The 26,230-nt window shown below is 67.3% G+C and carries 21 protein-coding genes; 15 read left to right on the top strand and 6 right to left on the bottom strand.

Annotation, left to right across the window (positions count from 1 at the left end; all coding sequences use genetic code 11):
* Positions 1-102: 102 nt before the first annotated feature.
* The 3 genes from ACI48D_RS17755 to ACI48D_RS17745 all read left to right on the top strand — a co-directional run bounded on the left by ACI48D_RS17755 (position 103) and on the right by ACI48D_RS17745 (position 3,675).
* On the top strand, positions 103-471 hold the full coding sequence (locus tag ACI48D_RS17755) for a CidA/LrgA family protein (RefSeq protein WP_435572569.1): 369 nt from the start codon (positions 103-105) through the stop codon (positions 469-471).
* Positions 464-1,204 (top strand): LrgB family protein, encoded by a 741-nt coding sequence (locus tag ACI48D_RS17750; protein ID WP_435572568.1) that lies wholly within the window; start codon positions 464-466, stop codon positions 1,202-1,204. Before ACI48D_RS17755 ends, ACI48D_RS17750 begins: the two co-directional genes overlap by 8 nt.
* Before the next feature lie 86 nt (positions 1,205-1,290).
* Positions 1,291-3,675: a sensor domain-containing protein gene (locus tag ACI48D_RS17745; protein WP_435572567.1), complete on the top strand. Its 2,385-nt coding sequence runs from the start codon at positions 1,291-1,293 to the stop codon at positions 3,673-3,675.
* Positions 3,676-3,762: 87 nt separating this feature from the next.
* On the opposite strand, the gene ACI48D_RS17740 is transcribed toward ACI48D_RS17745, so the two are convergent.
* On the bottom strand, positions 3,763-4,341 hold the full coding sequence (locus ACI48D_RS17740) for a hemerythrin domain-containing protein (protein WP_435572566.1): 579 nt from the start codon (positions 4,339-4,341) through the stop codon (positions 3,763-3,765).
* Between the two features lie 148 nt (positions 4,342-4,489).
* A complete protein-coding gene (locus ACI48D_RS17735) occupies positions 4,490-4,990 on the bottom strand; it encodes an arsinothricin resistance N-acetyltransferase ArsN1 family B (protein ID WP_435572565.1) in 501 nt (166 codons plus the stop codon).
* A gap of 212 nt (positions 4,991-5,202) precedes the next feature.
* Between ACI48D_RS17735 and ACI48D_RS17730 the strand changes: the two genes are divergently transcribed.
* Positions 5,203-6,117, top strand: a complete 915-nt coding sequence (locus ACI48D_RS17730; RefSeq protein WP_435572564.1) for a manganese catalase family protein — start codon at positions 5,203-5,205, stop codon at positions 6,115-6,117.
* Positions 6,118-6,203: 86 nt separating this feature from the next.
* Positions 6,204-7,142, top strand: coding sequence for a ZIP family metal transporter (locus ACI48D_RS17725; RefSeq protein ID WP_435572563.1), 939 nt, complete (start codon positions 6,204-6,206; stop codon positions 7,140-7,142).
* A 26-nt stretch (positions 7,143-7,168) separates the two neighbouring features.
* Here the strand turns inward: ACI48D_RS17725 and ACI48D_RS17720 are convergent, their stop codons facing one another.
* Positions 7,169-8,782: an EAL domain-containing protein gene (locus ACI48D_RS17720; RefSeq protein WP_435572562.1), complete on the bottom strand. Its 1,614-nt coding sequence runs from the start codon at positions 8,780-8,782 to the stop codon at positions 7,169-7,171.
* Between the two features lie 119 nt (positions 8,783-8,901).
* A complete protein-coding gene (locus tag ACI48D_RS17715; protein WP_435572561.1) occupies positions 8,902-10,248 on the bottom strand; it encodes an MFS transporter in 1,347 nt (448 codons plus the stop codon).
* A 163-nt stretch (positions 10,249-10,411) separates the two neighbouring features.
* Between ACI48D_RS17715 and cyoA the strand changes: the two genes are divergently transcribed.
* The 7 genes from cyoA to ACI48D_RS17680 are packed head-to-tail and all read left to right on the top strand — an operon-like array spanning position 10,412 to position 17,187.
* A complete protein-coding gene (cyoA, locus tag ACI48D_RS17710; RefSeq protein WP_435572560.1) occupies positions 10,412-11,434 on the top strand; it encodes a ubiquinol oxidase subunit II in 1,023 nt (340 codons plus the stop codon).
* A 2-nt stretch (positions 11,435-11,436) separates the two neighbouring features.
* A complete protein-coding gene (gene cyoB, locus ACI48D_RS17705) occupies positions 11,437-13,440 on the top strand; it encodes a cytochrome o ubiquinol oxidase subunit I (protein ID WP_435572559.1) in 2,004 nt (667 codons plus the stop codon).
* Positions 13,433-14,068, top strand: a complete 636-nt coding sequence (gene cyoC / locus ACI48D_RS17700) for a cytochrome o ubiquinol oxidase subunit III (protein ID WP_435572558.1) — start codon at positions 13,433-13,435, stop codon at positions 14,066-14,068. Before cyoB ends, cyoC begins: the two co-directional genes overlap by 8 nt.
* A complete protein-coding gene (gene cyoD, locus ACI48D_RS17695; RefSeq protein ID WP_435572557.1) occupies positions 14,065-14,502 on the top strand; it encodes a cytochrome o ubiquinol oxidase subunit IV in 438 nt (145 codons plus the stop codon). The genes cyoC and cyoD overlap by 4 nt, the downstream gene beginning before the upstream one ends.
* Before the next feature lie 7 nt (positions 14,503-14,509).
* Complete coding sequence (locus ACI48D_RS17690) at positions 14,510-15,340, top strand: SURF1 family protein (RefSeq protein ID WP_435572556.1); 831 nt, start codon at positions 14,510-14,512, stop codon at positions 15,338-15,340.
* Positions 15,324-16,631, top strand: coding sequence for an ATP-binding protein (locus ACI48D_RS17685; protein WP_435572555.1), 1,308 nt, complete (start codon positions 15,324-15,326; stop codon positions 16,629-16,631). Before ACI48D_RS17690 ends, ACI48D_RS17685 begins: the two co-directional genes overlap by 17 nt.
* Before the next feature lie 16 nt (positions 16,632-16,647).
* Positions 16,648-17,187, top strand: a complete 540-nt coding sequence (locus ACI48D_RS17680; protein ID WP_435572554.1) for a response regulator transcription factor — start codon at positions 16,648-16,650, stop codon at positions 17,185-17,187.
* A 35-nt stretch (positions 17,188-17,222) separates the two neighbouring features.
* On the opposite strand, the gene ACI48D_RS17675 is transcribed toward ACI48D_RS17680, so the two are convergent.
* Entirely contained in the window at positions 17,223-19,658 is a 2,436-nt protein-coding gene (locus tag ACI48D_RS17675) for a TonB-dependent receptor plug domain-containing protein (protein WP_435572553.1), read from the bottom strand.
* Positions 19,659-19,843: 185 nt separating this feature from the next.
* Here ACI48D_RS17675 and ACI48D_RS17670 point away from each other — a divergent pair, with 185 nt between their 5' ends.
* Positions 19,844-21,286, top strand: a complete 1,443-nt coding sequence (locus ACI48D_RS17670) for a metallophosphoesterase (RefSeq protein WP_435572552.1) — start codon at positions 19,844-19,846, stop codon at positions 21,284-21,286.
* A 164-nt stretch (positions 21,287-21,450) separates the two neighbouring features.
* Here the strand turns inward: ACI48D_RS17670 and ACI48D_RS17665 are convergent, their stop codons facing one another.
* A complete protein-coding gene (locus ACI48D_RS17665; RefSeq protein ID WP_435572551.1) occupies positions 21,451-21,957 on the bottom strand; it encodes a MarR family winged helix-turn-helix transcriptional regulator in 507 nt (168 codons plus the stop codon).
* A gap of 62 nt (positions 21,958-22,019) precedes the next feature.
* On the opposite strand from ACI48D_RS17665, the gene ACI48D_RS17660 reads away from it, so the two are divergent.
* Entirely contained in the window at positions 22,020-23,345 is a 1,326-nt protein-coding gene (locus ACI48D_RS17660) for a chloride channel protein (protein WP_435572550.1), read from the top strand.
* A gap of 55 nt (positions 23,346-23,400) precedes the next feature.
* The gene (locus tag ACI48D_RS17655) at positions 23,401-26,220 is read left to right on the top strand and encodes a bifunctional diguanylate cyclase/phosphodiesterase (RefSeq protein ID WP_435572549.1); all 2,820 of its coding nucleotides are present in this window, start codon (positions 23,401-23,403) and stop codon (positions 26,218-26,220) included.
* Positions 26,221-26,230 lie beyond the last annotated feature (10 nt).

Genomic DNA, 26,230 nt, shown 5'->3' with positions numbered 1-26,230 from the left:
CCTGGGTTCCCGCCGCTGCGGGAACGACGGCTTGACGCCTCCTACGCGCACAGTCAGCCGGAAGCTGCTATTCTCCCGGGTTCCCACGTTCCGGAGAAGAAGTTGCTGACCGCATTTGCCGTTCTGCTGGTATTCCAATGCCTGGGCGAAGGCCTGGTGTTCCTGTTCGGCTGGCCGGTGCCCGGTCCCGTGACCGGCATGTTGCTGCTCTTGGCCGCCTTGCTTGCCGTCCCCCGCCTGCAGGAGGTGGTGGAGGCGGGCGCCAACGAGCTGCTGCGCCACCTGTCCCTGCTGTTCGTGCCCGCCGGGGTCGGCATCGTGGTCGCCGCCTCGAGCGGCAGCGGCCAGTGGCTGGCGATTTTTGCCTCGGTCATCGTCAGCACGCTGGCCACGATGGCCGTGACGGCGCTGGTGCTGCAGGCCATGACGCCGCGCCGGCCGGCGCCGGGCCAGGAGGACGGCAGTGTTTAATTTTGAAGAAATCAGCCACTTCTGGGTCTACCTGTCGGCCTCCCCGCTGCTGGGCCTGACGCTGACCCTGTGCGCCTACGTGTTCGCGTACTGGGTGTTCGAACGCTGCGGCTTTTCGCCGCTGGCCAATCCGGTGGCGATCTCGGTCGCCATCCTCAGCCTGATTCTGGTGGCCAGCGGCATGTCCTACCAGCGTTATTTTGCCGGGGCCCAGTTCGTGCACTTCCTGCTCGGTCCCGCCACGGTGGCGCTGGCGCTGCCGCTGGCGCGCCAGGTGCCGCGCCTGCGCCGCAGCCTGCTGCCGCTGGCCTGCGCGCTGCTGTGCGGCTGCGTCACGGCGATCGTGAGCTCGGTCGGGGTCGCGCTGCTGCTCGGCGCCTCGCCCGAGCTGGCGCGCACGATCGCGCCGAAGTCCGCCACCTCGCCGATCGCGATGGCGGTATCGGAACACCTGGGCGGCATCCCCGCGCTGACCGCGGTGCTGGTGATCTGCACCGGTGTGTTCGGCGCCATCACCGGGCGCTCCCTGCTGACCGCCCTGCGCGTCGAGTCGCACGCCGCGCGCGGCCTGGCGCTGGGCGTCGCGGCGCACGGCATCGGCACCGCGCGCGCCTTCCAGGTCAGCCCGGAGATGGGCGCCTACGCCGGCCTGGGGATGGGACTGAACGGCGTGCTGACGGCAATCCTGGCGCCCTGGCTGGTGCCGCACCTGCTGGACTGGATCGGACGCTAGCGCCGAACCGCCTGCTGAATCGCGCGCCGACGGCGCAGCGGCGGCGTATGATTGGCCTTCCGGCTCGTCCAGACCAGGAGGACCTCTTGAACCTCTCGCCATTGCCGCTTGCGGTCTTCGTCGCAGATGCGCGCGGCGCGATCATGAGCTGGAACCGGGCCTGCGAAAAGCTGGCCGGCTACACCGCCGCCGAGATGCACGGCCGCACCCTCGGCGACCTGATCGCATTCGACGACGCCGCCGGCAAGGAGGCATCGATCCAGGCGCGGGTGGACATCGAGAGCAATGGCAGCCTGATCTGTGCCGACGGCCGGCGCGTGCCGGTGCGGGTCACGGTGGCGCCGCAGTCGCTCGATCCGGAGCAGCCGGGCAACTACAGCGTCATCGTGGTGCCGCGCGGCGCCACCGCGCCGTCGCGCTATTCGCTGATCCAGGACTTGCCGGTGAACGAGATCATCGAAGGACTGCCCTGCGTCTTCTACGTCATCGACCAGAGCGGCCGCCTGCTGCTGTGGAACCACCAGCTCGAGGAAGCGCTGCAGATGGCGAGCGAAGAGCTGCCGACCGTCGAGGTCAAGTTCTTCTTCGAGCAATCCGAGCGCGCCCACATCGTCCAGAAGATACTGGACGCCTTCGAATACGGCACCTCCGTCCACGAGGCGGAGCTGATCGGCAAGCACGGCAGGCGCACCAGCTTCCTGTTCCAGTGCGCGCGCACCAGCCTCGGCAGCCTGCCCTGCGTGTTCGGCACCGGCCTCGACATCACCTCCCGCAAGCAGGCCGAGCACGTCCTCAAGGTGCGCGAACGGGCCATCTACGCGAGCGTGAACGCGATCGTCATCACCTGCTGCGAAGGCAAGGAAAACCGCATCGAGTACGTCAATCCAGCCTTCGAACGCATCACCGGCTACACGCTGTCCGAAATCAAGGGACTCGATCCGCGCTTCATGCGCATCGAGGGTTGCGACGTCGAAGAGCAGAAGCGCATCCGCGAAGCCATCGACCGCCGCGAAAGCGTGCGCGTGGTGCTGCGCAACGTGCGCAAGAACGGCCAGCTGTTCTGGAACGACCTGCGCATCGACCCGGTGCGCAATGCCGACGGCGAGGTCACGCACTTCGTCGCCGTCATCAACGACGTCACCGAGGCCCGCCACTACGAACGGCGCCTGCACCACCTGGCGCACCATGATCCGCTGACCGGCCTGGCCAACCGCACCCTGCTGCAGGAGCGGCTCAAGCAGGCGATCCAGTTCGCGGCGCGCAATCGCATGATCGGGGCGCTGGCTTTCCTCGACCTCGACAATTTCAAGCACATCAACGACAACCTCGGCCACGAGGTCGGCGACATCGTCTTGCGCGAGACCGCCGCGCGCCTGCGCGCCAACATGCGCGAGGAAGACACCGTGGCGCGGGTCGGCGGCGACGAGTTCGTGCTGGTGATCAACGACCAGGGGACGCCGGAGCAGGTGGCTGACCTGGTCGAGCGCATCCGCCGCAGCATCGCCACCCCGGTGATTGCCGACGGCACCGAGGTCGTGCCCGGCACCAGCATCGGCGTGGCCCTGTTCCCGCGCGACGGCAGCACGGTCGACAAGGTGATGCGCGCCGCCGATGCCGCCATGTACCACGCCAAGAGCCTGGGCAAGAACAACTGCCAGTTCTACTCGAGCGAACTGAACCGTTTGGTGCACAAGCACCTGCTGCGCGAGGCCAGCCTGGGGCGCGCGATCGGCAACCGCGAAATGGTGCTGGGCTACCAGCCAAAAGTCGACCTGCGCAGCGGCCGCATGGTGGGAGCCGAGGCGCTGCTGCGCTGGAACCACCCCGAGCACGGCCTGATGGGACCGGACAGCTTCATCCCCGTGGCCGAGCAGACCGGGCTGATCGTGCCGCTGGGCGAATGGGTGATCGACGAAGCCTGCGGCGCGCTGCGCTCCCTGCAGGCGCTGGGGATCAAGGATTTCGTGATTTCCGTGAACCTGTCACTGCGCCAGTTGCGCCAGCGCCAGTTCGTCGAGCGCCTGGGCGAGAGCTTGCACAGGCATAACGTGGCGCCCTGTTGCCTGGAACTGGAGGTGACGGAGAGCCTGCTGATGGACCGTCCCGAGGAGGCCAGGGAGGTGCTGGGGCGCCTGAAACTGCTCGGCGTGTGCCTGTCGATCGACGATTTCGGCACCGGCTATTCGAGCCTGAGCCAGCTGCAGGCATTTCCGGTCGATCACATCAAGATCGACCGCTCCTTCCTCGGCGGGGTCGGCAGGAACGGCCACGCGGTGATCACGCGCGCCATCATCGCCCTCGGCCACAGCCTCAAGCTGAAAGTGATCGCGGAAGGCGTCGAGACGCGCGAGCAGCTGGTGTTCCTGCGCGACCACGATTGCGACCAGATGCAGGGGTATTACTTCAGCCCGGCGCTGTCGCAGCAGGGACTCGAAGACATGCTGAGCCGTGACGTCAGGCTGAACGGGTAAGGGTGCCCGCCGCCGCGGAAACGGGGCGGCGGGCGTTGGCACGCGCGGGTGCGCCGCGTGCCGGGGGGGCGCAGGTGGCGGGGCCGCTCAGGCCGGCTTTTTGGTAAAGGCGCGCGCCGCGAACAAGGCGCCGGCCACCCCCATGACGATGGCGGCGGTGCTGCCGGAGAAGCCGACGGCGGTGTTCCTGGCGATCTTGCCGGCCTTCGGCGTCACCAGTTGCAGGCGGCGCTTGGTCATCTCGCTGCCCAGTTCGGACAGGCGGTCGCGGCTCAAGGTCTGCTCGGCTTCCGGCAGCAGCACGGTTTCCTCGTCGGCGACGTGGTGCACGACGTCGCGCATCAGTTCAAACACCAGTTCGTCGTGGCGGGTGTCGCGCGGGTCGGTGTTGCGCAGTTCCTGGATGAGGCGGCGCATTTCCATGTGCTCCGGCTCGCTCTTCTCCATCACTTTCTGGTTGGCGGCGCGCGGGCGCATCACCGGGTAGAAGATTTCCTCTTCCAGCGTGGCGTGGATTTCCAGGGCGTCGCAAATGGTTTCGGCGAGCGCCTTCTTGACGCTGGGGCGCTTGTCGCGGGTGTACTGGTGGAAGGTCATCATCACGTGCGAGTGATCGAAGCGGATCATGTCGGTGATGGACGGGCTTAGTTTTTTCAGAGAAAACATCATCTTCTCCTCGCTTGAATGTTCGTCATGTCGTGGGATGGATGCATGTTAGAGCGCGCGCCATGCCCGCCGCGTAGGAGTGCGGCGCAAGCACTTGTCAGCGCGGACCCCACGGTCCGGCCCGTCCAGGCCGGCAATCGGCCGGCCGCTAGGGCAGGGTCAGTTGCCAGTAGCCGACGTCGATCCAGGCCCCGAACTTGTGGCCGACTTCCGGGAAGCAGGCGACCTGGCGGAATCCGAGCCGTTCGTGCAGCGCGATGCTGGCCGCGTTCGGCAGGGCGATGCCGCCGATCACGGTATGGAAACGGCCGTGCAGGCGCGCCAGCAGGGCACGGTAGAGGATGGCGCCTAGGCCGCGCCCGCGCTCGCCCGCGTCGAGGTAGACGCTGGACTCGACCGCGTGGCGGTAGCCCGGGCGGGCCCGCCACTTGCCGGCATAGGCGTAGCCGAGTACCCGGCCGTCCTCTTCCAGTACCAGCCAGGGCAGGGCGGCGTCCTGGACCTGGGCGATGCGTTGCGCCATCTCGCCGGGCATGACCGGATCGGTCTCCATCGAGACCGGGGTGGCCGCGACATAATGGTTATAGATAGCCGCGATGGCGGCGGCGTCGGCCGGGATGGCGTCGCGCAGGCTGTGCTGGGCTGTCATGATTTCTATCGCCTCGATAGTTTTAGTCTATTGGTGGTCTACATTGCATTATTACATTGCTATTGGTTTACATCAACAGGTTGTCGCTTTGCGTCCTACACAGACACGGCGGCCTCTCTGATTACTGGTCACTTCAAGCCTGCGATCATGCGTCATAGTCGATCGCACAACAGGGCGAGCGGCACAGTATTCACTCTTACGGAGGAAACGGAATGTTTGCACACAATAAACGTTTGCAGTACACGGTGCGCGTCAGTGAGCCGAATCCGGGCCTGGCTAATCTTATGCTGGAGCAGTTCGGCGGCCCGCAGGGCGAGCTGGCCGCCGCCATGCGCTACTTCACCCAGGCCGTGAGCGAGGACGATCCGGGGCGCAAGGACATGCTGTTCGACATCGCCACCGAGGAACTCAGCCACCTGGAGATCATCGGCCACATCGTCGCGATGCTCAACAAGAGCGCCAAGGGCGAGCTGGCCGAAGCCGCCAGCAGCGCCGCCGAGATGTACCGCAAGATCAACGGCGCCGGCAACGACAGCCACGTGACCCAGATCCTGTACGGCGCGGGTACCCCGCTGATCAACTCCGCCGGCGTGCCCTGGACCGCGGCCTACATCGACACGATCGGCGAGCCGAGCGCCGACCTGCGGTCGAATATCGCGGCCGAGGCGCGCGCCAAGATCGTCTACGAGCGCCTGATCGCCTGCACCGACGACCCGGGCGTGAAGGAGGCGCTGGGCTTCCTGATGACGCGCGAGATCGCGCACCAGAAATCCTTCGAAAAGGCGCTGTACTCGATGGAACCGAACTTCCCTCCGGGGAAACTGCCGGGCGACCCACGCTTCGCCGACACCTATTTCAATATGTCGCAGGGTCCGGGCGAGATGCGCGGTTCCTGGAACCAGGGTGATCAATGGGACTTCGTCAGCGACCGCGAGAAGCAGGCGGCGGTCGACGGCGGCAGCGGCGAGGCCGAGGTCAAGCTGCCGGCCAAGGATATCGACATCCTGAGGGCGCTGACCGAGCGTACCAAGTCGAATCCGGCGGTCGACCCGCCGACCGGCGCGGAGCTGGGCATGGGCAACCAGACCATGGCCGACGGCAAGACGGTGCAGGGCAAGGGCAAGTAAGCCCCCGCGTGCACGCCACCTGAACGCCGGCGCCGCGCAGCCGACCGCTGCGCGGCGCCTGTCGTCATCGAACTCCAAGGAATTGCATGGATACGCGAGTGCAGAAAGCCCGGCCTGCGGCCGCATTGTCGTCCCACCCCGCGCGCTACCCCGCGCGCAAGGCGTTCGGGTTCCTGATCTGCGGCCTGGGCTGCTTCGTGCTGCTCTCCGGCCTGGCCAGGCAGCTGCTCGGGGCCTCGCCGAACATGCGTGCCGCGCTGCTGGGCGGCGGCACGGCCGCCGCCGCGACCGCGCTCGGCACCCTTCCCGTGCTGCTGTCACAGAATTTTTCGAAGCGGACCTACGACTGCTTCCTCGGTTTCGGCGCCGGCGTGATGCTTGGCGCCACCTCCTTCTCGCTGGTGATCCCGGCGCTGGCCGCGGCCAAGGCCGGCGGCGCCGGCAATTGGGGCGCCAGCCTGAGCGTGGGCGCAGGCATGCTGATGGGGGCCGCCCTGCTGCTGGTGCTCGACCGGGTGATCAGCACCGAGGGCATCCTGCGGCCTTCCGACGCCGGCAACCCCCACTCGCTCAGTGCAATCTCAATGAAGCGGGCCTGGCTCTTCGTCTGGGCCGTGGCCCTGCACAACCTGCCGGAAGGTCTGGCGATCGGCGTTGCCTACGGCGGGGTCGAGCTGGGCAAGGCGAATTCGCTGGCCACCGGCATCTCGATCCAGGACGTGCCCGAGGGCCTGGTGGTGGCGCTGGCGCTGCGCACGGTGGGCTACGGACGCGGGCTGTCCACCGCGCTGGGCGTGGCCTCCGGCCTGATCGAACCGGTGGCGGCGGTGGCCGGGGTGGCCCTGATCGGCATCTCGGCCGGCCTGCTGCCGTTCGCCCTGGCCGCCGCCGCGGGCGCGATGCTGTTCGTGATCGCCAACGACGTGGTGCCGGAATCGCACCAGCATGGCCACGGTACCTGGGCCAGCGTGGCCCTGATTTTCGGCTTCATCCTGATGACGGTGCTCGACACGGCGCTCGGTTGATTCTCCGTCGCTTGGTGGCTACAGGCTCACGATGGGCCTTCGGGCCGCGCCGCCGGCGCCGGCCGTGGCAGGCACTGGACCCGGCTGTCGAGGGCGGCGCGGTGCAGGTTCGCGGCGTGTTCGAAGCTGCCCGGTTTGCCGAACAGCCAGCCCTGGGCGTAGTCCACGCCGCGCACGCGCAGGAAGGCTGCCTGCTCGTGGTTCTCGACCCCTTCGGCGATCATCCGCAGGCGTAGCGTGTGGGCCATGCCGATGATGTGGCTGACCACCTGGCTGGTCGGCGCGCTGGTACCGATCGATTCGATGAAGGAACGGTCGATCTTCAGGAAGTCCAGTTCCAGCGATTCGAGGTAGGACAGGCTCGAATAGCCGGTGCCGAAGTCGTCGATCGCCACTTCGATGCCGCGCGTGTGCAGGGCCTCGATCACTTCGCGCGCCGAATCGAGGTGCAGGAAGCCGCGCTCGGTGATCTCGACGATCAGGTTGGACGGCAGGGCGCCGGTGCGCGTCATGAAGCGGTCGAGCAGGCCGACGATGGCGGTCGAGTGCAGGTCGGCCGGCGACAGGTTGATCGCCACGTGGAAGCCCGGATGGCTGGCCAGGAAGTGACCGGCGTCGGCGCTCACCAGTTCGAGCACCCGTTCGGTCAGGCGTTCCACGATGCCGTTTGCCTCCGCCACCGGGATGAACAGGTCGGGCGAGATCAGTTCGCCGGCACCGTCGCGCCAGCGCAGCAGCGCCTCCGCGCCGACGCAGGCGCCGCTGTGCAGGTCGACCAGCGGCTGGTACTCCATGAAAAACTGGCCGCGCCGCAGGCCTGCGCGCAGCGCCGCCACCAGCGACATCTGCTGGCGCGCCAGCAGCAGCACGGCGGCGGCGACGGTCAGGCCGGCCAGCAGGCCGGCGGGCACCAGCCGCCTGGCGTTTTCGCGGCTGCGCTGTTCGAGGTGGGCGATCGGGATGGCGGCGATGGCGGCGGTCATGAATTGCTGCGAGCGCGCCATCGTGACCAGGTAGCGGCCGTCGCTGAAGGTCGCCGTGGCGCGCTCGCCCAGGCGGTCCGCCCAGGCCGGGTCGAAATGCCCGTGCAGGAGACTGGTGCGGCGGTACTCCAGGTGCAGGAGCGCCAGCGAGACGTCGGGGACGCTGCTCCAGATGTCGAGCGGCAGGTCGCGGTGGACCATGACCGCGTAGCCGTCGCGCTCCATGGCCAGCAGCGGATGGTCGTGGGTGGTCCGGAGCGGCACCTCGAGGTAGAGCCCGATCCCGTTCGCAGTGCGGAAGCTCAAGGGGCCGAGCGGCACCGGCGGCCCCGTCATCGAAGAGCACACCAATTCGCCGTTGCGCACGTAGCCGATCGCTTGCAGGTAGGTGGAGGTCAGATCGATCTCGCGCATCAGCTCGCGCGCACCCTCGGAGCAGGGCGGCTGGCCGGAGCGTACCAGGGTGCCGATCCCGGCCAGTGCCTGGCGCCTGGTCTCGTCGCTGCGGTGCAGGACGTCGTGCGCGTAGCCGAGCGTGAGGGCCGCTTCGGCATCGAAGGCCTGGCGCCGCGCCTCGCGCAGGGCCAGCCAGGGCGGCAGGCAGAGCGCCGCCAGCGCAAGCAACAGGGTGAAGCCATAGGTGAGCCGTTTGTGCATGGAAGCCGCCCGCCGGCATGCCGGATCGCTCCATTATATCGGGCTGTACAAACGGCAGCGCCCAAAAAAAAGCCCCGGTGTCGACCGGGGCCTAAGCTCTGCTGCTTCCTACTTTACGCTCAGTTCCGGATCTCCAGCGCGCGGTTCAGGCTCAGCGCCGCCAGCGTTGCGAGCGCGCCCGACAGCAGGTAGAGGCTGACGAAGCCGAGGCCATAGTTGGCGGCCAGGCCCAGTGCGACCAGCGGGGCGAAGGCGGCGCCGACCAGCCAGGCCAGGTCGGAAGTCAGCGCCGCGCCGGTATAGCGGTACTCCGGCAGGAAGTTCGAGGTCACGGCGCCGGCGGCCTGGCCGTAGGACATGCCGAGCAGCAGGAAGCCGACCAGGATAAAGGTGTTCTGGCCGCCGACGCCGCCGTCCATCAGGGTCGGCACGAAGCCGGAGAACAGGGCGATCAGCGCGGCCAGGGTGCCCAGCGTGTTGCGGCGCCCGAACTTGTCGGCGATGAGGCCCGAGGCCAGCGCCCCAACGATCGCCAGACCGCCGCCCCACATCTGGACCTGCAGGAATTCGGCCATCGGACGGGTGTCGTAGAGCTGGATCCAGGACAGCGGGAACACCGTCACCAGGTGGAACAGCGCGTAGCTGGCCAGGGCGGCGAGGGCGCCCAGCACGATGGTGCTGCCCTGCTTGCCGACCACCTCGCGCACCGGCACCGGGTCGAGCTGGTGCTCGTCCAGCAGGTGGGTGTAGTCCGGCGTGGAGACCAGGCGCAGGCGCGCGAACAGCGCGACCACGTTGATCGCGAAGGCTACATAGAAGGGAAAGCGCCAGCCCCAGACCAGGAAATCGTCCTGCGACAGCTCGGCCATCAGGTAGGAAAATATGCCGGCCGCGATGATGAATCCGACCGGTGCGCCAAGTTGTCCCAACATCGCGTACCATCCGCGCTTGTGTTCGGGAGCGTTCAGCGCCAGCAGCGAAGGCAGCCCGTCCCAGGTGCCGCCGAGCGCAAAACCCTGGCCCAGGCGCAGGATGGCGAGCGAAATGATGGCCCACTCACCCCAGCGCGAATAGGCGGGCAGGGCGGACACCGCGACGGTGGCGGTGCCGAGCAGGAACAGGGCGATGGTCAGCTTGATCTCGCGGCTGAAATGGCGCTGGATATACATGAAGACGACGCTGCCGACCGGCCGGGCGATGTAGGCCAGGGCGAAGATGGCAAACGAATACAGGGTGCCTTCCAGCCGGTCCGCGAACGGGAAGAACACCGACGGGAACACCAGGGCCGACGCGATTGCGTAGACGAAGAAGTCGAAGTACTCCGAAGCGCGGCCGATCACCACCCCGACCGCGATGTCTCCCGGTGAGATGGCGGTGTCGCGGGAGTTGATGTTGCGGGCACCGCTGTGCGGGGCGGTGATTGGAGCGGCGGCTGCGTCGCCGTAGGTGGTAGTGTTCTGCTGCATATTTCGCCTCCTCTAGTCTTTATGACAACCGGGCCGGGACCCTTCAGGATGAAACGTCGACAACAAAAGCGCGGAAGGGTGGGACAAAACGTCCAATCGCCAAACGTGCACCGTTGGCGTTACATTAGCATGTTCTCTTTCTCATGTAACGAAAAACACAAGCATGATTCCTAAGACCGTAAGTCGTGGATTGCTTCTCACCTCCCTGCTGGCGGCCCTCGCGGGCTGCAACACGGTGGTGATGAGCCCATCCGGCGACATCGCCAAGCAGCAGGCGCATCTGATCACCGTCTCGGTGGTGCTGATGCTGTTAATTATCGTTCCGGTGTTGATTCTCGTCGTCTGGTTCGCCTTCAAGTACCGCTCCAGCAATACCGACGCCGCGTACGAGCCGGACTGGGACCACTCGACCAAGCTCGAACTCGTGATCTGGGGCGCGCCCCTGCTGATCATCATCGTGCTGGGCCTGGTAACCTGGATCTACACGCACAAGCTGGACCCGTATCGGCCGCTCGACCGCATCGACGCGAACCGTCCGATCCCGGCCACGGCCAAGCCGCTGGTGGTGCAGGCCATCGCGATGGACTGGAAATGGCTGTTCATCTATCCGGAGCAGGGTATCGCCACCGTGAACGAACTGGTGGTCCCGGTCGACGTGCCGGTGCGGTTCAAGATCAGCGCGACCTCGGTCATGAACGCGTTCTACGTTCCTGAACTGGCCGGCATGATCTACGCGATGCCGGGCATGGAGACCGCCCTGAACGCCGTGCAGAACAAGCCGGTGCAATCGGTCGGATTCTCGTCCAACTACAGCGGCGCCGGCTACTCCGACATGAAATTCGGCTACCGCGGCGTGCCGCAGGGCGATTTCGACGCCTGGGTTGCTTCGGTCAAGTCCGCCGGTGGCGCCAAGCTCGACAAGGCCAACTACCTGGTGCTGGAAAAGCCGAGCATCAAGGAACCGGTGCGCCGCTGGGCGGCCGTCGACGACGACCTCTACTATCGCATCCTGAACCGCTGCGTCGCCGACGGCGCCGTCTGCCAGGACAAGATGATGATGGACGACACCCGTAAGGCGCGGGAGATGGCGATGAGCAGGATGCCCCAACACGCGGCCGCGACCCGCCTGGCCCAGGCCAACGGCGAAGTCTGCACCACGCCCGATGAATCTGTGAAGAAGAAGTAATCATGCACGAGCAACTAGACTTAATGAAGTTGATCTTCGGTCGGCTCAGCTGGGAAGCGATTCCCTACCACGAGCCGATCCTGATCGGTACCTTTGCCATGGTGATCCTGGGCGGCCTCGTCGTCCTCGGCGCCATTACCAAATTCAAGCTGTGGGGCTATCTCTGGAACGAGTGGTTCACCAGCATCGACCACAAGAAGATCGGCATCATGTACATGATCCTCGGTCTGATCATGTTCCTGCGCGGCTTCGCCGACGCACTGATGATGCGCGCCCAGCAGGCGTTCTCGTTCGGCGATTCGCACGGCTTCCTGCCGCCGCACCACTACGACCAGGTCTTCACCGCTCACGGCGTGATCATGATCTTCTTCGTGGCGATGCCGCTGGTGACGGGCCTGATGAACTACGTGGTGCCGCTGCAGATCGGCGCGCGCGACGTCGCCTTCCCGTTCCTGAACAACTTCTCGTTCTGGATGACCACCATGGGCGCGCTGCTGGTGATGGCTTCGCTGTTCGTCGGCGAATTCGCCCGCACCGGCTGGCTGGCGTATCCGCCGCTGTCCGGCATCCTGGCCAGCCCTGACGTCGGGGTGGACTACTACATCTGGTCATTGCAGATCGCCGGTGTCGGCACGCTGCTGTCGGGTATCAACCTGGTGGTCACCATCATCAAGATGCGCGCCCCGGGCATGGAGCTGATGAAGATGCCGGTCTTCACCTGGACCGCGCTGTGCACCAACATCCTGATCGTGATGGCCTTCCCGATCCTGACCGTCACCCTGGCGATGCTGGGCCTGGACCGCCTGTTCGACACCCACTTCTTCACCAATGAGCTGGGCGGCAACGCCATGATGTACGTGAACCTGATCTGGATCTGGGGTCACCCCGAGGTGTACATCCTGATCCTGCCGGCCTTCGGCATCTTCTCGGAAGTCGTCGCGACCTTCTGCAACAAGCGCCTGTTCGGCTATACGTCGATGGTGTACGCGACCGTCGTGATCATGGTCCTGTCCTACCTCGTGTGGCTGCACCACTTCTTCACGATGGGTTCGGGCGCGAGCGTGAACTCGTTCTTCGGCATCACCACGATGATCATCTCGATCCCGACCGGCGCCAAGTTGTTCAACTGGCTGTTCACCATGTACAAGGGCCGCATCCGCTATGAACTGCCGATGATGTGGACCGTGTCCTTCATGATCACCTTCACCATCGGCGGCATGACCGGCGTGATGCTGGCGGTCCCGCCGGCCGACTTCGTGCTGCACAACTCGCTGTTCCTGATCGCCCACTTCCACAACGTGATCATCGGCGGCGTGCTGTTCGGCCTGTTCGCGGGCGTGAACTACTGGTGGCCGAAGATGTTCGGCTACAAGCTGGACCGTACCTGGGGCGTGCGCTCCTTCTGGCTGTGGTCGATCGGCTTCTGGGTCGCCTTCACCCCGCCGTACATCCTGGGCTTCATGGGCGTGACCCGTCGTGTCAGCCACTTCGACGATCCGTCGATCCACTGGCTGTTCCAGGTCTCGCTGGCCGGCACCCTGATGATCGCCGCCGGCATCGCCTGCCTGCTGATGCAGGTTGCCGTGTCGGTCATGAACCGCAAGCAGCTGCGCGACGTCACCGGCGACCCGTGGAACGGCCGTACCCTGGAATGGTCCACCTCGTCGCCGCCGCCGGATTACAACTTCGCGTTCACCCCGGTCGTGCATGACAACGACACCTGGGCCGACATGAAGAAGGCCGGCTACAAGCGCCCGCTGAGCGGCTTCGTGCCGATCCACATGCCGGCGAACACCTGGGCCGGTCCGGTGATCCCGTTCATCACCTTTGCGCTCGGTTTCGGCATCATCTGGCATATGTGGCTGCTGGTCGCCGCGTCGTTCGTCGCGACGGTGGCCGTGACCATCTACCACACGTTCAACTACAAGCGCGACTACTACATCCCTGCGGAAGAAGTGGCGCGTACGGAAGAAGCTCATACCCGACTGCTGGAAGCCCATGTCTGACATTAATACCAACACCGTCAGCGCCACCGGCGCCGACATCAGCTCGCGCTACTACGCGGTCGAGCACCACCCGGAAAACGGCACGCTGCTGGGTTTCTGGATCTACCTGATGAGCGACACCCTCATCTTCGCCTGCCTGTTCGCGACCTACGCCGTGCTGGGCCGCAACTACGCGGGCGGCCCGTCGGGCGCCGAGATCTTCGAGCTGGGCACCGTCGCACTGAACACGGCCTTCCTGCTGTTCTCGTCGATCACCTATGGCTTCGCCATGCTGGCCGCGCAGAAGAAGAACGTGAAGGGCACCCAGGTCTGGCTGGCCATCACCGGCGTGCTGGGCGCCTGCTTCCTGTTCCTGGAACTGCAGGAATTCGCCACCCTGATCCACGAGGGCTTCGGCCCGTGGCGCTCGGGCTTCCTGACCGCGTTCTTCTCGCTGGTCGGTACCCACGGCCTGCACGTGACCTTCGGTATCGTCTGGCTCATCACGCTGATGTTCCAGGTCGGTAAGCACGGCATCAACGGCGCCAACTACCGCCGCCTCGCCTGCCTGTCGATGTTCTGGCACTTCCTGGACGTCGTCTGGATCGGCGTGTTCACCTTTGTCTACCTGATGGGAGTTCTGCCATGAGCGATCACCATACCGCACACGCTCACGGCCACGGCGCTCATGGGCACGATTCCGGCCATGGCCACGTCGACCACGACGACCACATGGAAGCCCACGGCAGCTTCAAGGATTATACGATCGGCTTCATCCTGTCGGTGATCCTGACCGCGATCCCGTTCTGGCTGGTGATGACCCACCAGCTGCCGCCCGGCACCACCAAGGCGGTGATCCTCGGCTTCGCGGCCGTGCAGCTGGTCGTGCACATGATCTACTTCCTGCACATGAACTCGAAGTCCGAGGGCGGCTGGAACATGATGGCGATGATCCTGACCGTCATCCTGCTGTTCATCGTGATGACCGGCTCGATCTGGGTCATGTACCACATGAACGCCAACATGATGCCGAACATGAACAACGATGGATCGTCCGTGCATGGCATGCACGACATGCAGTAAGCAGTAGATGTCAGCAAGCGATTCAGCAGCAGCCGGCGGCCCGGAGCGGGGCGCCGCGCAGGAACCACGAGGGCGGGGCGTCCGCCTCGCCGCGGCAGCCCTGGCGCTGCTGCTGATCGTCCTCTTCGCAGGTCTGGGGACCTGGCAGGTCCACCGCCTGCAATGGAAACTGGACCTGATCGCACGCGTCGAACAGCGCGTGCACGCCGCCCCGGTGGCGCCGCCGCCAAGCGCGCGCTGGGCCGGCATCACCGCCGACGCCGACGAATACCGCCGGGTGCAGGTCGCCGGTACCTATCTCTACGAATACACGACCCCGGTCCAGGCCCTTACCGAGCAGGGCAGCGGCTACTGGCTGCTGACGCCCCTGTGCACGGTCGACGGCCACGTCATCCTGGTCAACCGCGGTTTCATCCCGACCGAGCCGGGCGCGCGCACGCGCTACGAGCCGCGCAAGTCCCAAGGCTATCCCTGCGCGACGGTCGCCGGCGGCGCGGTCCAGCTGGTGGGCCTGCTGCGCATCAGCGAGAAGGGCGGCGCTTTCACCCGCGCCAACGACCCGGTTGCGAACCGCTGGTACTCGCGCGACGTCGCCCAGATCGCGGCGGCGCGCGGCCTCCCGAGTTCCCTCACCGCGCCGTTTTTCATCGACGCCGCCGCCGGCCAGAACCCGCCCGGCGCACCGGACCAGCCGCAGGGCGGCCTTACGGTGGTCAGCTTCCACAACAGCCACCTGGTGTACGCCGCGACCTGGTACGCTCTGGCCCTGATGGTGGCAGGTGCGTGGTGGTGGACCGCGCGCAAGGCCGATGCAGGGAACGATGACAACGACGACTGAGGTACTGAAGAACTCCGCCGCCGACGTCGAATACGTCGCCGGCCACAAAAACATGCTGCAGCTGATCGAGCTGCGCTGGATCGCCGTCATCGGCCAGATCACCACCATCGCCGGCGCCATCCTGGTGTTCGACGTGCATCTGCCCCTGGTACAGATGCTCGAGGTGCTGGCCTGCCTGATCGCGTTCAACGTCGCCAGCCACCTGCGCTGGCACGAACACCGTCCCGTCACCAACAACGAACTGTTCCTGGCCTTGCTGGTCGACGTCGCCAGCCTGACGATGCAGCTCTACCTGTCGGGCGGCACCACCAACCCTTTCGCTTTCCTGTACCTGCTGCAGGTGATCCTGTCGGCGGTGCTGCTGGAAGCCTGGTCGACCTGGACCATCGTCGGGATCACGCTGGCCTGCCTGGCGGGACTCTCCGTTTTCGCCAAGCCGCTGCCGCTGCCTTTCGACCATGCGCGCGGCATCTCGAGCCTGTACGTGCAGGGCATGCTGATCTGCTTTGCGCTGAACGCCGCGCTGCTGGTGGTGTTCATCTCGCGCATCTCGACTACCCTGCGCGGCAAGGCGGCCCAGCTGGCCGACCTGCGTCAGCGTGCCGCCGAGGAAGAGCACATCGTGCGCATGGGCCTGCTGGCCTCGGGTGCCGCCCACGAACTCGGCACGCCGCTGGCGACCCTGTCGGTGATCCTGGGCGACTGGAAGCGCATGCGCGAATTCAAGCAGAATCCCGACCTGATCGAAGAGATCGACGAGATGCAGGCCCAGCTCAAGCGCTGCAAGGCGATCGTCAGTGGGATCCTGCTGTCGGCCGGCGAGGCGCGCGGCGAGTCGGCGGTGCGCACCACCATTCGGACCTTCATGGACGAGCTGGTCGAGGAGTGGCAGGGCAGCCGCCCGGTGCGCGAATTCTCCTACGTGAACCGGATCAAGCAGGACATGCCGGTGGCGTTCGACTCGGCCCTCAAGCAGATGATCGACAATGTGCTGGATAATGCACTGGAAGCCTCGCCCGACTGGGTCGGGCTGGAAGCGAGCGCGGAGCACGGCACGCTGCTGCTGTCGGTGCTGGATCGCGGCCCGGGCTTCGCCCCCGGCATGCTGACCCAGTTCGGCAAGCCCTACCAGTCGACCAAGGGCCGTCCCGGCGGCGGACTGGGGCTGTTCCTGGTGGTGAACGTGGCGCGCACCCTGGGCGGCACGGTGTCGGCGGCGAACCGGCCCGGAGGCGGGGCCGAGGTGCGCCTGACGCTGCCGCTGCAGGCGATCGCGCTGGACAAGGACTGAACGAAGAAAAACGACGATGCCTGATTCCGAACGACTGCTCCTGATCATCGAGGACGACGACGCCTTCGCGCGCACCCTCGGCCGCTCCTTCGAACGGCGCGGCTACGATGTGCTGCTGGCACCGGGCCTGGAAGAGGCCCAGGAACTGCTGAAGGAGCACGGCCCCGGCTACGCGGTGGTCGACCTGAAATTGAAGGGCAACAGCTCCGGCCTGGCCTGCGTGCAGATGCTGCACGCGCACGATCCCGAGATGCTGATCGTGGTGCTGACCGGCTTCGCCAGCATCGGCACCGCGGTCGAAGCGATCAAGCTGGGCGCCTGCCAGTACCTGGCCAAGCCATCGAATACCGACGACATCGAGGCCGCCTTCGGCCACGTCGCCGGCAGCGCCGAGCTGGAACTGACCAACCGCTCCACCTCGATCAAGACCCTGGAGTGGGAGCGCATCCACGCGGTGCTGGCCGAGACCGATTTCAACATCTCGGAGGCCGCGCGGCGGCTCGGGATGCACCGGCGCACGCTCGCGCGCAAGCTGGAGAAGCAGCGGGTCAAATAGTCGTCGTCCCCGGCGGCGGGAACGACGCACGCGGCTTACCAGCTGTAGCCGGCCTTCACGTACATGAAGCGGCCGTTGAAGCCGTTCGGCGCCCAGATGCTGTAGGGCTGGGTGCCGTTCACGTTCAGGTTGCCGTTCGAGGTCACCTGGGCCGGATAGCGGTTGGTCAGGTTATCCACGCCGGCGGTCAGGCGCCAGTTGCCGGCCAGGCGCACCGAGCCCGAGACGTCCAGCGTCCATTGCGGATCGTAGGTCTGGTCCAATGCCACGTTGTTCTGCGGGACGGTGAATTTTCCGTAACGCGTCACGTTGGCGTGGCCGCTCCAGATGCCGCGCGTGTAGTCGCCGGACAGCGTCAGCTTGTCCTTCGGCGAGCCGACGGTCAGGCGGTTCACGCTCTGGCGGTCCACCAGCACCAGGTTGGCGGCGCCCAGCACGGCCGGGGTGGCGGCGACGTGGCGCACTTCGTTGTCGTTGTGGTTGTAGGCCAGCGTGAGATCGGCGCGCGCGCCCTGGGCCAGGTTCATGTGGTAGGTGCTGACCACGTCCACGCCCTTGGTGCGGGTATCGACGGCATTCGTGAAGTAGCGCGCCGCGCCGACGAAGATGCCGCGCTGCTGCAGGGCGGCGTTCAGGTCCTTGCCGGCGGGGCTGGACAGCTGCAGGTTCGACGAGAACACGATGCGGTCGTCGATGTCGATGCGGTACAGGTCGACGGTGGTGGTCCAGTTGCGGATCGGCTGCCACTGCGCCCCGAAGCTCAGGTTGCGCGCGCGTTCCGGCTTGAGGGGCTGGGCGCCGAGCGCCTGGGCGGCGAGGCTGTCGACAGGGAAGGTGCCGGTCTCGATCGGCGTGTTCAACTTATTGATGACCAGGAAGTTGGTGGTCGTGATGGTGTAGTTTTCCTGCGCCAGCGAGGGTGCGCGGAAGCCGTTCGAGAAGGTGCCGCGCAACGCGAATTGCGGGGTGAACGCGAAACGTGCCGAGGCCTTGCCCGAGGTCGTGTTGCCGAAGTCGCTGTAGCGCTCGTGGCGCACGGCCAGGGAGCCGGACAGCTGCTGCGTGATGTCGCCTTCCAGGTTCAGGTACAGCGACTGGTTGTTGCGGCTGTTCTTGCCCGCGTTTTCGGGACGGAAGCCGGAGAAGCCCTGGGCGCCGCCGCCAAACCAGGAGTTCGGCTCGCCGGCGCCGATCTCGTAGGATTCGTAGCGTGCTTCAAGGCCCAGCGCCACGGTCAGCGGGCCGGCCATCCAGGCCACCGGGATGTCGCGCGCGACGTCGAGGTTGAACAGTTCCTGGGTGCTGGTCAGCTTGCCGGCGTAGAAGCTGGTCTGGGCCGGGTCCGGGAAGTCCTTGCTCAGGTTGGTGGTGTTGTCGACGTCCAGGCTGAAGCGGTTGCGGCCGTAGTTCAGGCTGGCGTCCCAGCGCCAGCCGGCCAGTTCGCCGCGCAGGCCGGTCACCAGCGAGCTGTCGGTGGACTTGCTGTCTTCCAGCGGCAGGAAGCCTTCCGGATACAGGGCCGTGCGCAGGTGCGGAGCGTTCTTGTCGAACGGCGTGGTGTAGGCGGTGCGCCAGGTCGCGGCGGACGAGGTCTTGCGCTCGCCGTAGTTGGCGAAGGCGTACCAGTCGATGTCGTCGTTCACGCGGACCTGGCTGTTGACGAACAGGCTGCGCGGACGGCTGTCCGGGTCGCCGTAGCGCTGGGTGATCGTGCCCTGGCGCGGGCCGGCCTCGGGACGCGGGTCGGCGAACGAGCGGTTGGTCGGGTTGCGGTTGGCGGCTTCCACCGCCACGCGCACCCAGCCGTCCTTGCCCAGCTTGAAACCGGTCGAGCCGCGCACGGTGGTCTGCTCGCCGTCGCCCTTCGAATACTGGCCGTAGCTGACTTCGGCCTCGCCGCCGTCGGCGCCTTTCTTGAGGATGATGTTGACCACGCCGGCGATCGCATCGGAACCGTATTGCGCCGCGGCGCCGTCGCGCAGCACTTCGATGTGGTCGATCGCGGCCAGCGGGATCGCGTTCAGGTCGACCGGGGCCGAGCCGCGGCCCAGCGAGCCGTTGACGTTGACCACGGCCGAGCTGTGGCGGCGCTTGCCGTTCACCAGCACCAGGGTCTGGTCGGGCGACAGGCCGCGCAGCTGGGCCGGACGCACCGCGTCGCTGGCGTCGGCGCCGACCGGGCGCGGGAAGTTCATCGAGGGCAGCAGGCGCGACAGCACGGTGGCCAGTTCGCCCGAACCAGTGCTCAGCAGCTCCTTGCTGGAGATGACGTCGACCGGCGATTCGGTCTCGAGGGTGCGGCGGTTCAGCGAACGGGTGCCGGTGACGACCACGGCCTGCACCTCGCCGGCGGCGGGCTGGGCGTTGGCCGGGGCGGCGTCCTGGGCGCGCGCGGCGGGCAGGGTGGAGGCGATCAGGCTTAGCGCGAGGAGGGCGCGGGTAGGATTGGGACGCGAATGTTTGACGCTCATGTTGTTCTTTCTATATGTTGCGCGGTGGCTTGGCCGCGAAGGGGGGCGAGCTTAACAGTCAAGCTATTGCCTGACCAATAACAATTAGGATTATGCTTATATGCGTATTGGATAAGCGTCGGCTTGCGGCCAAGGAATATGCGCAGGGAGTTGTGGTACATTCCCAACTTTTCTCCGGAGGGCCCATGCCGTCTCCCCACCGTTTTTACCTGGCCCTCCTGAGTGCGGCCGCGCTCGCCGGTTGCACCGGCCCGTCGCCGCAGCCGCAGCCGGCGCATGACAGCCTGCAGGCGGCCTTCGTCATCCTCGGCGACGATGGCGCCGCGATCGCGCGCGCCATCACCACCTCGGCGCGCTGTCCCTCCATCGAGATCGACGGCCGCGCCGCGCCGATGGCGGTCCGGGCGCCGCTGGCGGCGATCCCGCCGCGGCCGGGCGCTCCTGCCGCGGCCGGGGCGGGCGAGGCGCGCCCGGTGCCGCCGTCGTCGCCGGTGCAGAGCTGCGAGACGGCGCTGCCGGCAAACGTGCGCAGCGTGGCCGTGGCCGGCCATGCGCTGCCCTTGCCGGTGGCCGAGCCGAAGCGCATCGTCGTGATCGGCGATACCGGCTGCCGCCTGAAAGGCAAGGAATTCCAGGACTGTAATGATGCCGGGGCCTACCCGTTTGCGCGGGTGGCGGCCAGTGCGGCGGCCTGGAAGCCCGACCTGGTCATCCACGTGGGCGACTACCACTACCGCGAGGATCCCTGCCCGGCCGGCCGTCCGGGCTGCGCAGGCAGTCCCTTCGGCTACGGCTGGGACGCCTGGAACGCCGATTTCTTCGCGCCGGCGCGGACGCTCCTTGCCGCCGCGCCCTGGGTGGTCGCGCGCGGCAACCACGAAACCTGCGCGCGCGGCGGGCAGGGCTGGTGGCGCTTCCTCGATCCGCGTCCGCTGCGGCCCGAGACCACCTGCGACGATCCGGCCCACGACGGCATCGCCGACTACACCGACCCGTATGCCGTGCCGCTCGGCGGCGATGCCCAGCTGCTGGTGTTCGACAGCGCGAATACGAGCTACAAGGGGTTCAAGGCCGGCGACCTGCGGCTCGACAGGTATGCGGACACCTACCGCAAGCTGGCGTCGCTGGCAGGGCGCGTGCGCCACAGCATCGCGGTCGACCACCATCCGCTGTACGGCTTTGGCGCCCAGCAGGACCAGCAGACCGGCGCGGTCACACTGTTCGGCGGCGACGCCGGCCTGATCCAGACTTTCGGCGCGATCCAGCCGCGCCTGCTGCCGGAAGGCGTCGAGGTGCTGCTGTCGGGTCACGTGCACCTGTGGGAGCAGGTCAGCTTCGCCTCGGACCACCCGACCCAGTTCGTCAGCGGTTTCGCGGGCACGGCGGAAGACATCGTGCCGCTGCCGGCAAGCCTCCCGGCGGGCACCGTGCCGGCGCCGGGCGCCGTGGTCGAGGCCATGAGTTCATGGATCGACGGCTTCGGCTTCATGACCATGGAAAGGCGCGCCGCGGACCGCTGGGACGTGGTGGTTCACGATCGCGACGGCAGGGAACGCAACAGCTGCAAGGTGGAGGGCCGTCGCTCGCGCTGCGCGCTGCCGCAGGTGCCGCGCGCGGCTGTGCATTGAATTACATATATTTGCTCAAATGTGGTTGCCAGCAATACATAATTTATGCCACAATCCAGTTTGTGAGCGGGGCGGCTGAAGCTGGTTTAGCCCGTCTTCGTGATCAGCGATGAGGATACTTTGTAGCTATTCGGCTCCCGGCGCGCCCGGGAGCTTTTTTTCGTTTACATCTGCTGGGACAGCGGCACGCCGGCGCTGGCCTCGTCCGCTTCGAGCATGGCGATCAGCTTGCCGAGGTCCTGCTCCAGGCGTTCCAGGGTCGCGGGGTCGAGACTGGACAGGGCGTCGGGCAGCACGCCGGCGAACGGCAGCGGGGCGCTGCGCAGCACCGCTTCGCCCGGCGCGGCGATGCGCAAGGCCACGCTGCGCCGGTCCATGCCTTCGCGCGCGGCGGTGACCAGTCCGCGCTCGGTGAGGCTCTTGATCAGGTTGCTGGCGGTGGACTGGTGGATGTCGAGCTCGCGCGACAGCTCGGTCACGCCGATGCCTGGCCGGCGCTCGATCACGGACAGCGCCCACAGCTGGGCGCCGCCGACGCCGGCCTCGCGCTCGACCTGGCGGAAATGGGTTTTGACGGAATTGAAGACCACGCGGAACTGGCGCAGGACGCGGTTCGCGGGAGCGGCGGCCGGTTCGATGCCGGCCTGGGGTGGATGCGATGAAGAGGACATATGTGGATGATAACGGATAAGGACCATGCTAGCCCAGTGCCGCGATGCCGGGGTGTTGCGCGATGAGGGCGGCGCGCACCCTGAAGGAGGCGGTCGGCCAGGAGTTGGCCGACTGGCGCCTGTGGCTGGCACGGGCATTGGTGGTCGCCGCCGCGGTGGTCGCCGGCCTGACCGTGGTCGGCTTCACCTGGCTGGCGGAGACCGCCAGCGGCTGGTTCGGCCTGCTGCGCGCGCATGCCTGGTGGGCGCCGCTGCTGTGCGCGCCGGCCTGCGCCGCAGCCGTGGTCTGGTGCACGCGCCGTTTCGCGCCGGGCGCGGCCGGCTCGGGTATTCCGCAGGTCATGGCCACGCTGGAGAAGGATGTCGGCGATGCCGAGCGCGGCCTGTTCGTCTCCTTGCGCCTGAGCGTCGCCAAGATCCTGTTGACCTCGACCGGCCTGCTGGGTGGGCTGTCGCTCGGCCGCGAGGGTCCATCGGTGCAGATCGCCGCCGGCATCATGCTGCAGGCACGGCGCTTCATGCCGGCCGGCGCCTCGGTCGGGATCCATGGCCTGCTGGTGGCCGGCGGCGCCGCCGGCATCGCGGCCGCCTTCAACACGCCGCTGGGCGGGGTGATGTTCGCGATCGAAGAACTGGCGCGCTCGCCCGAGCGGCGCAGCAGCGGCCTGATCATCGCCGCGATCGTGCTGGCCGGCCTGGTGGCGGTGTCGGCGCATGGCAACGGCACCTATTTCGGGGTCATCCACGCGCCCACGCCCGGCCTCGAACTGCTGTTGCCGGGCCTGATGCTGGCGGTACTGGCGGGCATTGCCGGCGGCCTGTTCTCGCGCCTGCTGATCGCTTCGCTGTCCGGGCGCTCGACCGACGTGTTCAGCCGCCTGCGCGCGCGCCGACCGGTGCTGTTCGCCGCCGCCTGCGGCCTGGCGGTGGCGGTGATCGGGGTCGTCTCGGCCGGCGCGCCGTTCGGCTCCGGCTATGGCACGACCCGCGTCATGATCGAGGGCAGCGCGGCGATGCCGCCGGCCTATGCGCTGTTCAAGTTCCTGGCGACCTGGCTGACCACCTGGTCAGGGGTGCCGGCCGGCATCTTCGCGCCCTCGCTGGCGATCGGCGCCGCGATCGGCAACGACGTGGCCCTGCTGCTGTACGGCGTCCAGGCGCCGGCCCTGATCGCGCTTGGCATGGTCGGCTTCCTGGCGGCCGCCACCCAGGCTCCGCTGACCGCGTTCATCATCGTGATGGAGATGGTCGACGGCCACGCCATGGTACTGAGCCTGATGGCCTGCGCCCTGGTGTCCTTCGTGGTGGCGCGTGCGATCAGCCCGCCGCTGTATCCGACCCTGGCCGGCTTCCAGCTCGAACGTCTCCCGAAGCGCACCGAAGAATAGCCGCGCCCGGCAAGCGAATCGTCGTGCGCGTGGCGCATCCCTGCTACCATGGGCTATGTCGAATTGGCTCGCGCGCATCGGCCGCGTCCGTTTGCGGCCCCCCGATGTCGCCGCCGTCCTGGCCCTGCTGGGCGGCGTCGCGATTTCTTTTGCACTCGCCAGCGGCCTGCTGGAGGCCGAGCGCGAGCGCGCCCGTTCCAGATTCCTGCAGCGCGCCGAAACCCATTCGGCCGCGGTCGTCAACAGCTTCGGCGATGCCCTGGTGGTCCTGCAGGCCAGTAACGCGCTGTTCCGGTCGGTCGGCCAAGTCGGGCCGGAACAGTTCGGCGCTTTCGTGCGCCCGCTGCTGAAGAATCGTCCGTATATAGAGGACGTGGTATTCCACCGGGTGGTCGAGGCCGGCGGACGCGCCGCCTACGAGGCCGAGCAGAAGCGCTTGCGGCCGGGCTTCCGTATCATCGAGCGGGCCGGCACCGGGGTGGCCGCTGCCGGCGCGCGCCGGCGCTACCTGGTGGCCGAGTACATCGAACCCTCGGACGCCTACGAGGACGTGTCCGGCTACGACGCACTGTCCTTCGCACCGCAGGCCCGCGCCTTCGAGCGCGCGCTCGACAGCGGCGCGGCGGTGGCCAGCGTGCTGATGCCGCTGCTGCGCAAGCATGGTGAGCAGGCGCACATGGGCGTGGTGCTGTCGATGCCGGTCTACCGCGGCGGCGGGGTGCCGGCCAGCGTCGCCGCGCGCCGCGCCGACGTGCTCGGCGATACCTCGGTGGGGGTCGACGTGGGCGAACTGGTGGGCCGTACCCTGGCCGGCGCCAACCTGCTGGACCGCAGCGGAATGGCGATCGAATTGAAGGGGATGGGCGAGCAGGGCATGCGCACCGCCTTCCGCTGGGACCGCCTGGACCGGCGCGCCATGCCGGCCTGGCACGACTGGCTGGGCGAGGAAGTCTTTACCGCGAATCATTCCTTCGACCTGGCGGGGCAGCACTGGGAGCTGCGCCTGTCCGGCCGCTCGACCGAGATGATCGGCGGCACCGCGCCGCTGGCGATCCTGATCATGGGCTGCCTGCTGAGCGCGGGGCTGGCGGCCTGGGTGCGCGGCCGCTTCCAGCGCGCCGGCCGCATCGAAGCCCTGGTCGAGCGCCGCACCGCCGACCTCGAACAGGTGCTCGGCCAGATGCGTCTGTACCTGCGCGCGATCGAGGCCAGCGCCAACGCCGTCATCCTGGTCGATGCGCGCCGACCGGGGCTGCCCATCGAATACGTGAACCCTGCCTTCGAGCGCATGCGCGGCTTCAGCGCCGCCGAGGTGGTCGGCCAGCGGCTGGCCGAGCTGGCCGAGCAGGAGCCCGACCAGGCCGCCGTGGCCGAGCTGCGCCAGGCCATCCGCGAGGGCCGCGAAGGGCACGCCAGCATGCGCCTGTTCTGCAAGGATGGGCGCGAACTGTACGCCGAGGTGTATATCGCCCCGGTGCTGGACGACAGCGGCGAGCCGGGGCATTACGTGATCACCCAGTACGACGTCAGCACCGCTAAGCGCTACGAGGCCGAGCTGGAAGTGCGGGCGCGCTACGACACCCTGACCGGCCTGGCCAACAGGGCGCTGCTGGAGGACCGCATCGACACCGCCATCGAGCTGGCCGGCAGCGATGCCATGGTGTGGGTGGCGACGCTCGACCTCGACCACTTCAAGTACGTCAACGACACCCTCGGCCACGGCGCCGGCGACGAGATGCTGAAGGCGGTGGCGGCGCGGATGCAGCGCGCGGTCGGGCGCGCCGACACCGTGGCGCGCACCGGCGGCGACGAATTCGTGCTGGTGCTGCCGGGCCGCGCCGCCGAGAGCGAGGCCGCGGCCACCGTCCAGGCGGTGCTGGACGCGCTGTCCGAGCCGCTGCGCCTGCACGGCCAGGAACTGGTGATGACCGGCAGCGCCGGCCTGGCGGCCTGGCCGGCCGACGGGCACGACGCGGCTACGCTGGTGCAGCACGCCGAGGTGGCGATGTACCGCGCCAAGGACCTCGGCCGCAACGCAGTGCAGTTCTACACGCCGGCGATGAATGCGCGGGCGCGCGAACGGATGGCGCTGGAAGGCGCGCTGCGCAGCGCGCTGCACCACGGCGAGTTCGAGCTCTACTACCAGCCCCAGGTCGACCTCGAAAGCGGCTCGGTGGTCGGGCTGGAGGCGCTGATCCGCTGGCGCCACCCGATCCTGGGCATGGTACGGCCGGACCGTTTCATCAACCTGGCCGAGGAAACCGGCCTGATCGTGCCGATCGGCGCCTGGGTACTGCGCACCGCCTGCCGCCAGAACTGCGAGTGGCAGCATGCCGGCTACGGACCGCTGCGCATCGCCGTCAACCTGTCGGCGCGCCAGTTCGCCCAGCCCGGCCTGGTGCCCGAGATCGCGCACGTGCTGGAAGAGACCGGCCTGGCGCCGACCTGCCTGGAGATCGAACTGACGGAAAGCCTGGTCATGGAAGACGTCGAGGGCGCGATCCGCACCATGGGGGAACTCAAGCGGATGGGCGTTAAGCTCTCCATCGACGACTTCGGCACCGGGTATTCGAGCCTGTCCTACCTGAGCCGCTTCCCGGTGGACGTGCTGAAGATCGACCGCTCGTTTGTCCGCGACATCACCAGCAGCGCGGACGACGCGGCGATGGTGACGGCCATCATCCAGCTGGCGCGCGGGCTGCACCTGCGCGTGATCGCCGAAGGAGTCGAGACCGAGGCCCAGCTCGACTACCTGAAGCAGCGCGGCTGCGACGAGGTGCAGGGCCATGTGTACGCGCGCGCGGCGTCCGGCGCCGATGTCGAAGCCATGCTGCGCACCGGCCGCAGGGTGCAGCCGCAGGACGCGACCGCCTGATTCAGGCTCA

Origin of the sequence: Massilia sp. LXY-6 (assembly GCF_051233485.1) — a bacterium.
Lineage (GTDB): Bacteria > Pseudomonadota > Gammaproteobacteria > Burkholderiales > Burkholderiaceae_D > Telluria.
This window is presented reverse-complemented; position numbering and strand designations above follow the sequence as displayed.

Bases quoted from the DNA above. Each gene is read 5' to 3' on its own strand.
- ACI48D_RS17740 (WP_435572566.1), bottom strand. From the start codon at position 4,341: ATGTTTTCTCTGAAAAAACTAAGCCCGTCCATCACCGACATGATCCGC.
- ACI48D_RS17735 (WP_435572565.1), bottom strand. From the start codon at position 4,990: ATGACAGCCCAGCACAGCCTGCGCGACGCCATCCCGGCCGACGCCGCC.
- ACI48D_RS17730 (WP_435572564.1), top strand. From the start codon at position 5,203: ATGTTTGCACACAATAAACGTTTGCAGTACACGGTGCGCGTCAGTGAG.
- ACI48D_RS17725 (WP_435572563.1), top strand. From the start codon at position 6,204: ATGGATACGCGAGTGCAGAAAGCCCGGCCTGCGGCCGCATTGTCGTCC.
- ACI48D_RS17720 (WP_435572562.1), bottom strand. From the start codon at position 8,782: ATGCACAAACGGCTCACCTATGGCTTCACCCTGTTGCTTGCGCTGGCG.
- ACI48D_RS17715 (WP_435572561.1), bottom strand. From the start codon at position 10,248: ATGCAGCAGAACACTACCACCTACGGCGACGCAGCCGCCGCTCCAATC.
- cyoA (WP_435572560.1), top strand. From the start codon at position 10,412: ATGATTCCTAAGACCGTAAGTCGTGGATTGCTTCTCACCTCCCTGCTG.
- cyoB (WP_435572559.1), top strand. From the start codon at position 11,437: ATGCACGAGCAACTAGACTTAATGAAGTTGATCTTCGGTCGGCTCAGC.
- cyoC (WP_435572558.1), top strand. From the start codon at position 13,433: ATGTCTGACATTAATACCAACACCGTCAGCGCCACCGGCGCCGACATC.
- cyoD (WP_435572557.1), top strand. From the start codon at position 14,065: ATGAGCGATCACCATACCGCACACGCTCACGGCCACGGCGCTCATGGG.
- ACI48D_RS17690 (WP_435572556.1), top strand. From the start codon at position 14,510: ATGTCAGCAAGCGATTCAGCAGCAGCCGGCGGCCCGGAGCGGGGCGCC.
- ACI48D_RS17685 (WP_435572555.1), top strand. From the start codon at position 15,324: ATGACAACGACGACTGAGGTACTGAAGAACTCCGCCGCCGACGTCGAA.
- ACI48D_RS17680 (WP_435572554.1), top strand. From the start codon at position 16,648: ATGCCTGATTCCGAACGACTGCTCCTGATCATCGAGGACGACGACGCC.
- ACI48D_RS17675 (WP_435572553.1), bottom strand. From the start codon at position 19,658: ATGAGCGTCAAACATTCGCGTCCCAATCCTACCCGCGCCCTCCTCGCG.
- ACI48D_RS17670 (WP_435572552.1), top strand. From the start codon at position 19,844: ATGCCGTCTCCCCACCGTTTTTACCTGGCCCTCCTGAGTGCGGCCGCG.
- ACI48D_RS17665 (WP_435572551.1), bottom strand. From the start codon at position 21,957: ATGTCCTCTTCATCGCATCCACCCCAGGCCGGCATCGAACCGGCCGCC.
- ACI48D_RS17660 (WP_435572550.1), top strand. From the start codon at position 22,020: ATGAGGGCGGCGCGCACCCTGAAGGAGGCGGTCGGCCAGGAGTTGGCC.
- ACI48D_RS17655 (WP_435572549.1), top strand. From the start codon at position 23,401: ATGTCGAATTGGCTCGCGCGCATCGGCCGCGTCCGTTTGCGGCCCCCC.